Annotated in this window: 8 protein-coding genes; 4 read left to right on the forward strand and 4 right to left on the reverse strand. The window is 72.2% G+C overall.

Annotated features, from left to right (window positions below):
• Window positions 1–143: 143 nt before the first annotated feature.
• Entirely contained in the window at window positions 144–1,262 is a 1,119-nt protein-coding gene (locus OU416_RS01750) for an NADH:flavin oxidoreductase (protein WP_270924992.1), read from the reverse strand.
• Between the two features lie 138 nt (window positions 1,263–1,400).
• On the opposite strand from OU416_RS01750, the gene OU416_RS01755 reads away from it, so the two are divergent.
• Both OU416_RS01755 and OU416_RS01760 read left to right on the forward strand, forming a co-directional pair.
• Window positions 1,401–1,868, forward strand: coding sequence for an RrF2 family transcriptional regulator (locus tag OU416_RS01755; RefSeq protein ID WP_270924993.1), 468 nt, complete (start codon window positions 1,401–1,403; stop codon window positions 1,866–1,868).
• Window positions 1,869–2,123: 255 nt separating this feature from the next.
• Window positions 2,124–3,683 (forward strand): MFS transporter, encoded by a 1,560-nt coding sequence (locus tag OU416_RS01760; RefSeq protein ID WP_270924994.1) that lies wholly within the window; start codon window positions 2,124–2,126, stop codon window positions 3,681–3,683.
• Here the strand turns inward: OU416_RS01760 and OU416_RS01765 are convergent, their stop codons facing one another.
• Entirely contained in the window at window positions 3,684–4,778 is a 1,095-nt protein-coding gene (locus OU416_RS01765; protein WP_270924995.1) for an NADH:flavin oxidoreductase, read from the reverse strand.
• 155 nt (window positions 4,779–4,933) lie between these two features.
• On the opposite strand from OU416_RS01765, the gene OU416_RS01770 reads away from it, so the two are divergent.
• Window positions 4,934–5,248, forward strand: coding sequence for a winged helix-turn-helix transcriptional regulator (locus OU416_RS01770; RefSeq protein ID WP_270925400.1), 315 nt, complete (start codon window positions 4,934–4,936; stop codon window positions 5,246–5,248).
• Here the strand turns inward: OU416_RS01770 and OU416_RS01775 are convergent, their stop codons facing one another.
• Entirely contained in the window at window positions 5,249–6,202 is a 954-nt protein-coding gene (locus OU416_RS01775) for a phosphotransferase family protein (RefSeq protein ID WP_270924996.1), read from the reverse strand.
• Window positions 6,203–6,483: 281 nt separating this feature from the next.
• Here OU416_RS01775 and OU416_RS01780 point away from each other — a divergent pair, with 281 nt between their 5' ends.
• Window positions 6,484–11,979: an ATP-binding protein gene (locus OU416_RS01780; RefSeq protein ID WP_270924997.1), complete on the forward strand. Its 5,496-nt coding sequence runs from the start codon at window positions 6,484–6,486 to the stop codon at window positions 11,977–11,979.
• Window positions 11,980–12,041: 62 nt separating this feature from the next.
• Here OU416_RS01780 and OU416_RS01785 read toward each other — a convergent pair whose 3' ends face one another.
• Window positions 12,042–12,884, reverse strand: a complete 843-nt coding sequence (locus tag OU416_RS01785) for an SAM-dependent methyltransferase (protein ID WP_270924998.1) — start codon at window positions 12,882–12,884, stop codon at window positions 12,042–12,044.
• Window positions 12,885–13,165 lie beyond the last annotated feature (281 nt).

Raw genomic sequence — 13,165 nt, forward strand, 5'->3', positions numbered from 1 at the left:
GTCGCGCGAGACTTCGAGCTCACTGCGCAGCCGGGGCAGGTCCGCGTCGAGCAGCCGCCCCCGCCACGGCCCCGGGCGCCTCGCACCGGAGCTGCAGTGCCCGCATCGCGACGGCGAATGCGGGCACTGCGGCGCGGATCCGGTCAGTGGAGGGTTTCGACCGCCGCTTTGCTGAACGGGGTGAGGTCGGGGATCCGGTCGGCGAGGACCTTCTCCGCCCACTGCGGGTCGGCGAGCAGGGCCCGGCCGACCGCGACGAGGTCGAACTCGTCCTGCTCCAGGCGGTCGAGGAGCCGTTCGATGCTCTCCACCGCGGCGGCCGTTCCGTTCAGCGATTCGGGGCTGAACTCCTTGTTCAGGCCGACCGAGCCGACGGTGATGACCGGTTTGCCGGTGACCTTCTTCGTCCAGCCCGCGATGTTGAGCTCGGAGCCGGAATCCGGGAACTCCGGCTGCCAGTAGCGGCGGCCGGAGGCGTGGAAGGCGTCGACGCCGGCGTCGGCGAGCGGGGTGAGCAGGGCCTCCAGCTCGCCGGGGTTCTCGGCGAGCCGGGCGTCGTAGTTGTCCGCCTTCCACTGGGAGAAGCGCAGCACGACGGGGAAGTCGGGGGCGACGCGTTCGCGGATGGCGGTCACGAGGTCCGCGGCGAACTTGGTGCGGGAGACCGGGTCGCCGCCGTAGGCGTCGGTGCGCTGGTTGGTGCGCTCCCACAGGAACTGGTCGATGAGGTAGCCGTGCGCGCCGTGCAGCTCGATGCCGTCGAAGCCGATGCGCTCGGCTTCCCGTGCGGCGCCGGCGAAGGCGCCGATGATGTCGTCGATGCCGCTGAGGGTCAGCGCCTCGCCCGTGCCGGGCGTTCCGTCGACACCGACCCCGGAGGGGCCGACGGGCGGCGCTTCGGGGAACGGCGGTGCGCCTGCGGGCCGCTGGACGCCCACGTGCCAGAGCTGCGGCATGATCTTGCCGCCCTGCGCGTGCACGGCCTCCACCACGCGGGCCCAGCCGGCCAGCGACTCCTCGCCGTGGAAGCGGGGGACGTCCGCGCTGAACCCGGCGGAGGGGTGGTCGACGCTGGTGCCCTCGGTGATGATCAGGCCGGTTCCCGCTGCGGCGCGGCGCGCGTAGTACACGGCGACGTCGTCTCCCGGGATGCCGCCGGGGGAGAACTGGCGGGTCATGGGAGCCATGACGATCCGGTTCGGCAGCGTTGCCGATCCCAGCGCGAACGGGCGGGACAGTAGCTGAGCTGCGCGGGTGCTCACGTTGGCGGTCTCCTGTCGGACGTGCCGGACTGAAACTGTACGAATCAAGAGTACAGTTTCAGAACGTAAGTGCAACTGTGAGAGTTGCTATTATGGGGTCGAGTAGCATCGGCGCTGATCGCGAACGGGGGTGGGGCCGTGCTGGACATCCGGTTCTCCCGCGCGCTCAAGATGATGCTGTCCCTCGCCGTCGCCGGTGAGCGCGGCACGGCGGCGATGAGCTCGGCCCACCTGGCCGACACCCTGGACACCAACCCGAGCCTGGTCCGCAAGCTCCTGGTCCCGCTGGTGGACGCCGGACTGGTCGTGTGCGCGAAGGGCCGCGCGGGCGGCGCGAGGCTGGGGCGCCCGGCGGAGGACATCACCCTGGCGGAGATCTACCGCTGCGCGATCGGCGACAAACCCCTGTGGGCGTGCTCGCCGAGCGGTGAGCACGTGTGCCTGGTGACGGCGAACGCGAGCGAGTACTTCGCCGCGCTCACCGCGGAAGCCGAACAGGCGGTGCTCGCCTCGCTGGGCGACCGCACCCTGGCCGACAGCCTCCGGGAGCTCCGCCGCCTCGACGAGAGCAAGCCCCGCCGCGCGCACATGGCCGACGCCGACTGAAACTCGTTCCTCCGGCCTGCGTCTGATCGGCTTCGCCACAGCTCCGCAACCGTGGCCGGCAGTCCTCAGTGGTATACGTTTTGTGCCTATGGCACAAGGAATTCCGTACTTGTGCGCCGCGGTGATCCGGTCGACGATCGCACCGTGGCCCCCGAAGGGCCACTCGTCCGGTGAGTTCCAGGTCGGAGGCGCGGTTCGGGCGCCGGTGACCGGACTCGTTTCCGCTGCTCGAACGGGAATTCGCGGTACAAGGTGATGAATGACGATGCGGGCGCCGCGACGGCGCTCCGGAACGAGCTGTCCCGGCGCAGGTGGCTGGTGCTCGGGATCCTGTGCACGACCCTGCTGCTGGTCGGCATGGACCTCACGATCCTGCACGTGGCGGTTCCGACGCTGTCGCAGCAACTCCTGCCCAGCGCGTCGCAACTGCTGTGGATGGTCGACAGCTACCCGCTGACGGTGGCGGCCTTCCTGGTCACCTGCGGCACGCTGAGCGATCGGGTCGGGCGGAAGAAGGTGCTGCTCGGTGGTTTCGCCGTGTTCGGACTGGCGTCGGCCGGTGCCGCCTTCGCCACGACTCCGGTGGCGCTGATCGGTTTCCGCGCGGCGCTCGGGTTCGGCGCGGCCATGATCGCGGCGGCCACGGTGGCCATCATCCGCATCACCTTCCCCGACGCCCGGGAGCGGGCGTTCGCGCTCGGCGTGTGGTCGGCGTGCCACAGCGCGGGCGCGGCCATCGGGCCGATCGCGGCGGGATTCCTGCTGGAGCACTCCTGGTGGGGGTCGGTCTTCCTGATCAACCTGCCGGTCGTGCTCGTCGCGCTGGTCGTCGGCGCGGTCGTCGTGCCGGAATCCAGGGACGAGGCGGTGCGCCGGTGGGATGCGCTCAGCGCCGCGATGTCGGTCCTCGGGCTGGGCGGGCTGGTGTACGCGCTGAAGCAGATCGGCGAGCACGGCGCGGTTTCTCCGCCGAACCTGGTCATCGGCGTGGTGGCGGTGGCGCTGCTCATCGCGTTCGTGGTGCGGCAGCGCAGGATCCGGGAGCCGCTGCTGGAGCTGTCGCTGTTCGCCGACCGGAAGTTCTCGGTCGCCACCGGGGCGATCCTGGCGAGCTTCGCCGGCTACATCGCGCTGATGTTCTTCGCCACCCAGCAGTTCCAGCTCATCTCGGGCTACTCGCCGCTGCTGGCCGGAGCGGCTCTGCTGCCGATGGCCGTGGCGAACGCCGTCGGTGCGGTCTTCGCGCCGAAGGTGGCGGCGGCCCTGACCGATCGCGTCGCCATCGCGCTGGCCCTGCTCGTCTTCGCGGGTTCGATGTCCGGCCTCGCCCTGTTCGGTTCCGGTAGCGGCTACGGCGTCGTCGTCGCGCTGCTGGCGGGCAGCGGGCTCGGGGTCGGGGTGGTGATGACGCTCGGCGCGGAGGTGATCATGTCGGCGGCGGCCCCGAGCCAGGCCGGTGCGGCGGGCGCGATCCAGGAGACGTCGTTCGAACTGGGTTCCGGCCTGGGCATCGTCATCCTCGGCACCGCGTTGAGCGGGATCTACCGGAACACCCTGGAACCGGTCGCGGGCGTGAGCCCCGAGCAGCACGCGGAAGCGCAGAACTCGCTCGGCGCGGCGGTGCGGATCGCGGGCGAGATGGACGAGCAGGTGGGTGCGGCGCTGCGAACGGCGGCGGTGACCGCGTTCGGCAACGGCTTCACCGCCGCTGCGCTCGTAGGCGGGGCGGTGCTGCTGGCGATGGCCGCGGTGTCCTGGCTCGCGCTGCGCGACCGGTCCGCCTCCCCGGCGGGCGAGGAGGCGGACCGGTCGTGATCAGCGCAGGGCGGCCTGGCTCGCGAGCGTGACGTCCGGGGTGAGCATCGCCCGGTCGAACTCGCGGAGCTGTTCACCGTCGGCCAGCAGGCGGGGCCAGTCGGGATTGGCCAGTGCTCCGCGACCCAGCGCGACCAGGTCGGCTTCGCCGCCGGAGAGCAGGGACTGCGCGAGCGCGGGCTCGTGCATCCCGCCGTTGGCGATCACCGGCAGGCCGGTGACCTCCTTGGCCAACCGGGTGATCGTCACGCCCGGGGCGAGCTGAGCGCTCTCGGCCCAGTCCCGGCCCTCGCTGGCCAGGTGGAGGTAGTCGGCGCCTGCGGCGGCGACGGCGCCGAAGATCACCTCCGCGTCGCCGGTGCCGCCCGGCCAGCGGTGCTCGAAGTCGTTGACCTTGGTCTGCGACAGCCGGATGCCCACCGGGAACTCCGGCCCCACGGCGGTGCGGACCGCCCGCAGCACCTCGGCGGCGAAGTGCGCCCGGTTGGCCACCGAGCCGCCGTACCGGTCATCGCGGAGATTGGTGTAGCCGGTGATGAACTGGTCGATGAGGTAGCCGTTCGCTCCGTGCACCTCCACCGCGTCGAACCCGACTTCGCGCGCTCGGGCCGCGGTCGCGGCGAAGCCCGCGACGGCCTGCGCGATCTCCTCCTCGGTGGCCTCCGCCGGAGTCCGGAACGGTCCCGCCCCGCCGCCGTAAGCGGGCATCTTCGCGCCCTTGGGAGCGACCGCGGAAGGCGCGATCGTCGGCCGGTCGAGCTGCGACAGGGCTCCGGCGTGCATGAGCTGCAGCGCGATCCGGCCACCGGCGTCGTGCACGGCGCGCACGACCTCGCGCCAGCCCGCTGCGTGCGCATCGGAGGTCAGGCCCGGCTGGTCCGGGTAGGCCTGGCTGTGCTGCTCGTCGGTGTAGGTGCCCTCGGTGGTGATCAGCCCGAACCCGCCGCGCGCGAATTCCCGGTAGTAGTCGGCCATCAGCGCGGTGGGCACCCCGTCTCCGGTGGTGCTGACCCGCGACATCGGGGCGACGACAGCGCGGTTGGACAGCTCGGTCCCGCCGATGCGAACCGGCGTCAGGGCAGGGTGGATCGACATCTCATTCCTCGTTTCGGTGAGCAGCGGCCGGGCTCGACGCCGCGGAATGATCCTCTTCTCCACGCATGCGCCAGGGCAAGTACGGTCTTTGAAGTGCCGTAGTGTCGGTTTGTATACCGTGAGGAGCGGGGCCCGTGCGGGAGAGCGTGTCGGAGATGCCCGAGTACTGCACCGTCGAGGCGGCGATGGAGGTGGTCGGCGGCAAGTGGAAGATGGCCATCCTCAAGCACCTCACCGACGGGCCGCACCGGTTCGGCGAGCTCAAGCGGGCGCTGCCGTCGATCACCCAGCGGATGCTGACCCGGCAGCTGCGCGAGCTCGAAGCCGACGGCATCGTGCTCCGCACGGTGTACCCGCAGGTCCCGCCGAAGGTCGAGTACAGCCTGACCGCGATCGGCACGAGCCTGGAGGACGTCGTCCGGCGGCTGGAGGAGTGGGGCGCCTGGTACCGGGAGCAGCGCCTCCCGTGATCACCGGTCGACGCCCCACAGCAGCTCGGCGAGCTCGGTCAGGTCGGTGACGCCGGTCAGGTCGAGCGGCGTCCGCTCGAGCACGTCGAAGTCGTGCAGGAAGGTGAACGCCAGCATCTCCCGCGGGAAGTCCGGCGTGACCGGCCAGTTCGCGCCGCGCAGCGCCGCCGCGAGCAGTTCCCGGTCGGCGCCGAAGGTGTCGAGGTGCAGCTGCACGAGGCCGTAGCGGAAGTCGCCCGCGTGCACGTCGTTGAAGTCGATCAGCCCGGTGACCTCGCCGCGCTCCGGGACGACGAAGAGGTTGCCCGCGTGCAGGTCGCCGTGGACGAGCTCGGGGCTGCCGTCCAGGAGCTCGACCGCGTCGGGCAGGAAGTCGTCGATGGCGTCGATGAGCCCGGGCGAGAGGTGCTGCCACCCGCGGTGGTCGGCGGCCGCCGCTGCCGCGCGCTCCCGCAGCAGGTCGACGAACGCGGCCGGGTGCAGGACTTCGCTGCCGGTGAGGGGAATCCGCCGCAGCCGTGCCAGCAGTTCGCCCACCCGCCCGGCCAGCACCAGTTCGGTGTCCCGGTCGGTCTCCGCGCTTCGCCACGGACTGCCTTCGGCCGCCGAGAGCACCAGGAACGGCCAGTTCCACCCGGCGGCGTCCGGCCGGAGCTCGCCGCGGCCGAGCAGCGCGGGAACGGGCAGCCCGTGCCCTGCGAGCAGCCGGTAGGCTTCGGCCTCGCACTCGAGGCTGCTCGGTCCGCACCAGAACTCCCCGTAGAGCTTCACCACGAGTCCGTTGTCGCCGACGAACACCGGGTTCGTGCTCTCGCCGGGGCTCCGGAGCCGGGTCGGCCGCGGGAGGCCGAGCGAGTCCAGGCCGCGCCGCACCCAGGGCGCCCAGAACTCGAGGTCGTTGCGGCGGTCGGCGTAGGACTCGTCCGACGTGATCTCGTCGAGGTCGGGCAGCACCTGTCGAGTCTAGGAGCCCGCCGCGCCCGTCCTCTCCCCGCGTGCGCAGTGCGTCGCCGGGTGCTTGCAGGCGGTGCTGATCGAGTGATGTGCTCGTGGTGCCGCCGCCGGCGGCACGCCCGAGGCGGGTGCTTTTGGCGGGACCCTACAAATCTTGGTCGCGAATGCTGGCGCGTTGCTCCTCTCGCAACCGGTCGGCATCAGGCAGGGTTGAGGTCAAGTTCGGCGACGTTCCGCTCCGGGTCGTCGCCTTTCTCGTGTTGTCGAAGATGTGAGGCTCGGTGTTCAGTCGTATCGCCATCGTGAACAGGGGAGAGGCCGCTGTGCGGCTGATCCACGCCGTCCGGGAGGTCAACGCCGAGGGCACGGCGTCGATCCGGACGATCGCGCTCCACACCGATGTGGACGCCACCTCCACCTTCGTCCGAGAGGCCGACATCGGCTACCTCCTCGGCCCGGCGTCCGCGCGCCCCTACCTGGACCTGGACGTGCTGGAGCGCGCTCTGCGCGAGACCGGCGCCGACGCGGTGTGGGTCGGCTGGGGCTTCGTGGCCGAGGACCCGGCGTTCGCCGAGCTCTGCGAGAAGCTCGGCGTGACCTTCATCGGCCCGAGCCCCGAGGCCATGCGCCGGCTCGGTGACAAGATCGGCGCGAAGCTCCTCGCCGAGGAGGCCGGCGTGCCGGTGGCGCCCTGGAGCCGCGGCGCGGTGGCCGACCTCGACGGTGCGCTGCGCGCCGCGAAGGACATCGGCTACCCGCTGATGCTCAAGGCCACCGCAGGCGGTGGCGGGCGCGGCATCCGCGTCATCCACTCCGAGGACGAGCTGGCGGAGGCCTACGAGCGCACCAGCCTCGAAGCCGAGCGCGCCTTCGGCAGCGGAGTGCTGTTCCTGGAGCGGCTGGTCACCGGTGCCCGCCACGTCGAGGTCCAGGTGATCGCCGACGGCCAGGGCACGGCGTGGGCGCTCGGCGTCCGGGACTGCTCGGTGCAGCGCCGCAACCAGAAGGTCATCGAGGAGTCGGCATCGCCGGTGCTCGGCGCCGAGCAGGTGCGCGAGCTCAAGGCCGCCGCCGAACGGCTGGCGCTGGCCGCCGACTACCGCGGCGCCGGAACCGTCGAGTTCCTCTACCAGCCCGCCGAGCGGCTGTTCGCCTTCCTGGAGGTCAACACCCGGCTGCAGGTGGAGCACCCGATCACCGAGGCCACCACCGGCGTGGACCTGGTCAAGGCGCAGCTGCACGTGGCCGCGGGCGGCAAGCTCGACGGCGAGATCCCGGCCGAGATCGGGCACGCCGTCGAGGCCCGCCTCAACGCCGAGGACCCGGACCGCGACTTCGCGCCCGCGCCCGGCCGGATCGCGCTGCTCGACCTGCCCGCGGGCCCCGGCATCCGCGTCGACACCGGGGTGAGCGAGGGCGACACCATCCCCGCCGACTTCGACTCGATGATCGCCAAGATCATCGCCTACGGCCGCGACCGGGACGAGGCGCTGGGCAGGCTGCGGCGCGCGCTGTCCCAGACGACCGTGATCATCGAGGGCGGCACCACCAACAAGAGCTTCCTGCTCGACCTGCTCGGCGAGCCCGAGGTGATCGACGGCAGCGCCGACACCGGCTGGATCGACCGCGTCCGCGAGCAGGGCCGCCTGGTGTGCGACAGCGGCTCCGGGGTCGCGCTGGCCGCCGCCGCGATCGAGGCCTACGAGGACGAAGCGCAGGTCGAGCTGCAGCGGCTGCTGTCCACCGCGCACGGCGGCCGCCCGCAGGTCCAGCACGAGGGCGGCCGCGCGATCGACCTCAAGCTGCGCGGCGCGAGCTACCGGGTGCTGGTCGCCCAGGTGGGCCCGCAGCGCTACCGGGTCGGCTTCGCCAACGGCGACGACGTGCGCATGGTCGACGCCGAGCTCGAGCGCTACGACGCCGCCACCGGCCAGCTCGTGGTCAACGGGCAGCGGTTCCGGCTGGTCACCAGCACGCACGGCCCGATCCACCTGGTCGAGGTGGACGGCGTGACGCACCGGATCAGCCGCGACGAGGGCGGCGTGCTCCGCTCGCAGTCGCCCGCGCTGGTGGTCGCCACTCCGCTGGAGGTCGGCGACGAGGTCGAGGCCGGGGCGCCGGTGCTCGTCCTGGAGGCCATGAAGATGGAGACGGTGCTGCGCGCGCCGTTCCGCGCCAAGGTGCGCGAATGCCTGGTCTCGGTCGGCAGCCAGGTGGAGACCGGTGCGCCGCTGCTGCGGCTGGAACCGGTCGAGGACGACGGCGAGGAGTCCGCGACCGCCGCGAGCCCGGCCGCCGACGTCGCGCTGCCGGAGGAGCCCACCGGCGTCGCGGCGGCGGACCGGGTGCGGCGCGGGCTGCAGGACCTGCGCAGCCGGTTGCTCGGCTTCGACGTCGACCCGCACGACCAGCAGCGCGTGCTGACCGACTACCTGGCCGCTCGCGCCGAGGCCACCGCCGACGGCGACCGCCCGCTGACCGGCGAGGTCGACCTGCTGTGGGTCTTCGCCGACCTCTCGGAGCTCAGCCGCAACAAGCCCGCCGCGCAGGACTCCACCGCCGACGTGCAGGTGCACAGCCCGCGCGAGTTCTTCCACAGCTACCTGCAGAGCCTCGACGTCGAGCGCGCCGGGCTCCCGGAGACCTTCCAGAACCGGCTCACCCGCGTAGTCGGGCACTACGGCGTCGACGGCCTGGACCGCACGCACGCCCTGGAAGAAGCGGTCTTCCGCATCTTCCTGGCCCAGCAGCGCGCCGCCTCCGACGTGGCCGTGGTGACCACGCTGCTGAAGCAGTGGCTCACCGAACCGGTGCCGCCGGCATCGTTGCGCGAGACCGTGGGCCACGCCCTCGAACACCTGATCGTGGCGACCCAGGTGCGGTTCCCGGTCGTCGGCGACCTCGCGCGCAGCCTGGTGTTCCGCTGGTTCGCGCAGCCGATGCTGCGGCGCGCCCGCGCCGAGGTCTACACCGACGTGCGCAGGCACCTGCGCCACCTCGACGAGAACCCCGCCGCGCCGGACCGCGCGGAGCGCATCGCCGCCATGGTCGCCAGCCCGGAGCCGCTGGTGCGACTGCTCGGCCAGCGGATGGACCGCAACGGGTTCGACCACGGGCCGCTGCTGGAGGTGCTCAGCAGGCGCTACTACCGGGACCGCTCGCTCGAGGACGTCCAGTGCCTGCGATCCGGGGACCGCTCGCTGGTCACCGCCGAGTACGACCTGGACGGCCAGCGCCTGCAGCTGGTCGCCACGGCCGCCGAGTTCACCGGCCTCGCCGACGCGGTGCGGGCCGTGGCCGAGACGGCGACCTCGTCGGCAGAGCTGGTCGCCGACGTCTACCTGGCCTGGAACGACCAGCCCGCGGACCCGGACGAAGCCGCCGCGGTGCTGCGCGAGGCGCTGGCCGCGCTGCCGCTGCCGGAGCGGCTGCGGCGGGTGACGACCACGGTGGCGGGCCGGCGCGGCACCACGATGCACCACCACTTCACCTTCCGCCCAGGCGAGGACGGGCTGGTCGAGGAGCGCATCATCCGCGGCCTGCACCCGCTGGTCGCGCAGCGGCTTCAGCTGCACCGGCTGGAGAACTTCGACATCACCCGGTTGCCGTCGGCCGACGAGGACGTCCACCTGCTCCGGTGCGTCGCCCCGGAGAACCCGGCCGACGAGCGCCTCGTCGCGATGGCCCAGATCCGCGACCTGACGCCGCTGCGCGACTCCGAGGGCCGGGTCGTGGCGCTGCCCGCCGCCGAGGCGGTGCTGGACGCCTGCCTGGACGCGATCCGCCGGGTCCAGGCCCAGCGCCCGGCCAAGAAGCGGCTCGACGCCAACCGGATCGTGCTCTACGTGTGGCCGTCGAGCGACATCGCCGAGCAGGCCCTCACCTCGGTGGCCGCGCGGGTCGCACCGCGCACCGCGGGCGCCGGGCTGGAGGAGGTCCTCTACCTCGGCAGGCAGCAGGACCCGGGCACCGGTGAGCTCGACGAGGTCGCGCTGCGGCTGTCCTACGGGGCGGGTGCCGGGCTGACCATCGAGCTCGCGGAACCGCCGACCGAGCCGATCCAGCCGCTGGACGACTACGGCCAGAAGGTGCTGCGCGCCCGCCGGCGCGGGAACGTCTACCCCTACGAGCTGGTCGACGTGGTGGCCGGCGCCGACGGGACGTTCGTCGAGCACGACCTGGACGACACCGGCGCGCTGGTCCCGGTGGACCGGCCCAAGGGGCTCAACGAGTCGGGCATCGTGGCCGGTGTGGCCAGCACGCCGACCGAGCGCTACCCGGAGGGCATCAAGCGCGTGGTGCTGCTGGGCGACCCGACCAAGGCGCTCGGCGCGCTCTCCGAACCGGAGTGCTCGCGGGTGATCGCCGCCCTGGACCTCGCCGAGCGCGAGGGCGTTCCGGTGGAGTGGTACGCGCTGTCCGCGGGTGCCCGGATCTCGATGGACTCCGGCACCGAGAACATGGACTGGGTGGCCGCCGCGCTGAAGCGGATCGTGCACTTCACCCAGGACGGCGGTGAGATCAACGTCGTGGTGGCAGGCATCAACGTGGGCGCCCAGCCGTACTGGAACGCCGAGGCCACGATGCTGATGCACACCAAGGGAATCCTGGTGATGACACCGGATTCGGCGATGGTGCTCACCGGCAAGCAGTCGCTGGACTTCTCCGGCGGTGTCTCGGCGGAGGACAACTTCGGCATCGGCGGCTACGACCGCGTGATGGGCCCGAACGGCCAGGCCCAGTACTGGGCGGCCGACCTCGCCGGCGCCCGGCGCGTGCTGATGGGGCACTACGACCACACCTACGTGGTGCCGGGCGAGACCGGGCCGCGCCGCGCCCGGACCGCCGACCCGGTCGACCGGGACGTCTCGGGCTTCCCGCACGCGGTGGTCGGCAGCGACTTCACCACGGTGGGCGAGATCTTCTCGGCGGAGACCAACCCGGGCCGCAAGAAGCCCTTCGACATCCGCACGGTGATGCGGGCCATCGCCGACCAGGACCACGCGGTGCTGGAGCGCTGGGCGGGCATGGCGGACGCGGAGACGGCCGTGGTGCAGGACGCGCACCTCGGCGGGATGCCGGTCTGCCTGGTCGGGATCGAGTCGCGGTCGGTGCCGCGCCGCGGCTTCCCGCCCACCGACGGCCCGGACACCTACACCTCCGGCACGCTGTTCCCGCGCTCGTCGAAGAAGGTCGCCAGGGCGATCAACGCGGCCAGCGGGAACCGGCCGCTGGTGGTGCTGGCCAACCTCTCCGGCTTCGACGGCTCCCCGGAGTCGATGCGCGCCCTGCAGCTGGAGTACGGCGCCGAGATCGGCCGCGCGGTGGTGAACTTCGAGGGCCCGATCGTGTTCTGCGTGATCTCCCGATACCACGGCGGGGCGTTCGTGGTCTTCTCCAAGGCGCTCAACCCGAACATGACGGTGCTGGCCGTCGACGGGTCGTTCGCCTCCGTCCTGGGCGGGGCCCCGGCCGCGGCCGTGGTCTTCTCGGGCGAGGTCGACGCGCGCACCGCGAAGGACCCGCGGGTGCAGGAGCTGGCGGCCCGGGTGGCCGCCGCCGCCGACGTCGAGCGCGCCACGCTGGCCGCCGAGCTGGCGGAACTGCGCTCGTCGGTGCGGGCCGAGAAGCTCGGCGAGGTGGCCGCGGAGTTCGACTCGGTGCACAGCATCCAGCGCGCGGTGGAGGTCGGGTCGGTGGACGCGATCGTCCAGCCGGAGCGGCTGCGCCCGGACATCATCGCCGCCGTCGAGCGCGGGCTGGCGAAGCAGGGCTGAACGCGGCCGGGCGAGCGACGGGACGCCCCGTCGCTCGCCCGGTGCGGTTCACCGCGAACGGATCAGCCCGCGGGCTTCGGGTCGAGGAAGCCGACCGCGCCCAGGACGTTGCCGCGGCGCGCCGCCGCGTCGTCCACCGGCTGGTCGGGGCGCCAGTAGGCGGCGGGCACCACGCCGGGCTCGACGAGGGTGTAGCCGGGGAAGAGCGCGGCGACCTCGTCGGCGTTGCGGATGTGCATCTGCGGGGTGGAGGTCTCGGCCAGCAGCGCGCGCAGTTCGGCGATCTCCTCGTCGGTGCGGCTCAGCTGGGCGTTGTTGGACACCGCCAGCGCGCTGCCCGGCACGCAGGCGTCCCGGTAGTGGGCCACCAGCGACGCGCCGTCGGGGCTCGGGATGATGTCGAGGATGCCGAAGGCCAGCACCGCCACCGGCCGGGAGAAGTCCAGCAGACCGGCCACTCCCGGGGCGTTGAGCACCGAGTCGGGATCGCAGACGTCGGCCTCGGTGACCGTGACCCGCTCGTCGCCGCCGAGCAGGTGCCGCGCGTGGTGGCAGGCGACGGCCTCCCAGTCCACGTAGGCCACCCGCGCCTCCGGGTTGTGGGCGTGGGCGATCTCGTGCACGTTGCCGACCGTCGGCACGCCGGAGCCCAGGTCGATGAACTGGTCGATCCCGGCCTCGGTGGTCAGGAAGCGCACCGTGCGGCCGAGGAAACCGCGGTTGATGTAGCAGTAGTCGCGTTCCGTCGGGGCGAACTCCAGGGCCCGCTCCGCGGTTTCCCGGTCGATCGCGAAGTTCGCCGATCCGCCGAGCAGGTAGTCGTACATGCGAGCGATGTTGGGGTTGTCCAGGTCCGCGTGCGAGACCCTGGCCGCCAACTCCGCGTCCCGGGAGTTCTGATGCATGTCGCCCACGGTAACCGGTCGGCTCCCGACCCGATGCGATTAGTCTGAACGGCCGATCGTGCTGGGCTCCGGGGATCAACCCGGGCCGGTCGTCTGCGGGATGTGCGAGGAGCCCGCCGGGGTGTGGATGAACGAGCCGGTCAGCTGCGGCGTCGCTTTCGCGCTGCCCGGCCCGGGATCGTCCGGCGGTAATTCCGTTGACGCCGGTTTCGGCGCGGAGGTAGCTTCGCCGTGCTTGTGCTGCCGTCGGTTTGGAGTAGGACGTTGGTCCGCTGAGGTCT

Source organism: Saccharopolyspora indica, from assembly GCF_027853965.1.
Lineage (GTDB): Bacteria > Actinomycetota > Actinomycetes > Mycobacteriales > Pseudonocardiaceae > Saccharopolyspora > Saccharopolyspora indica.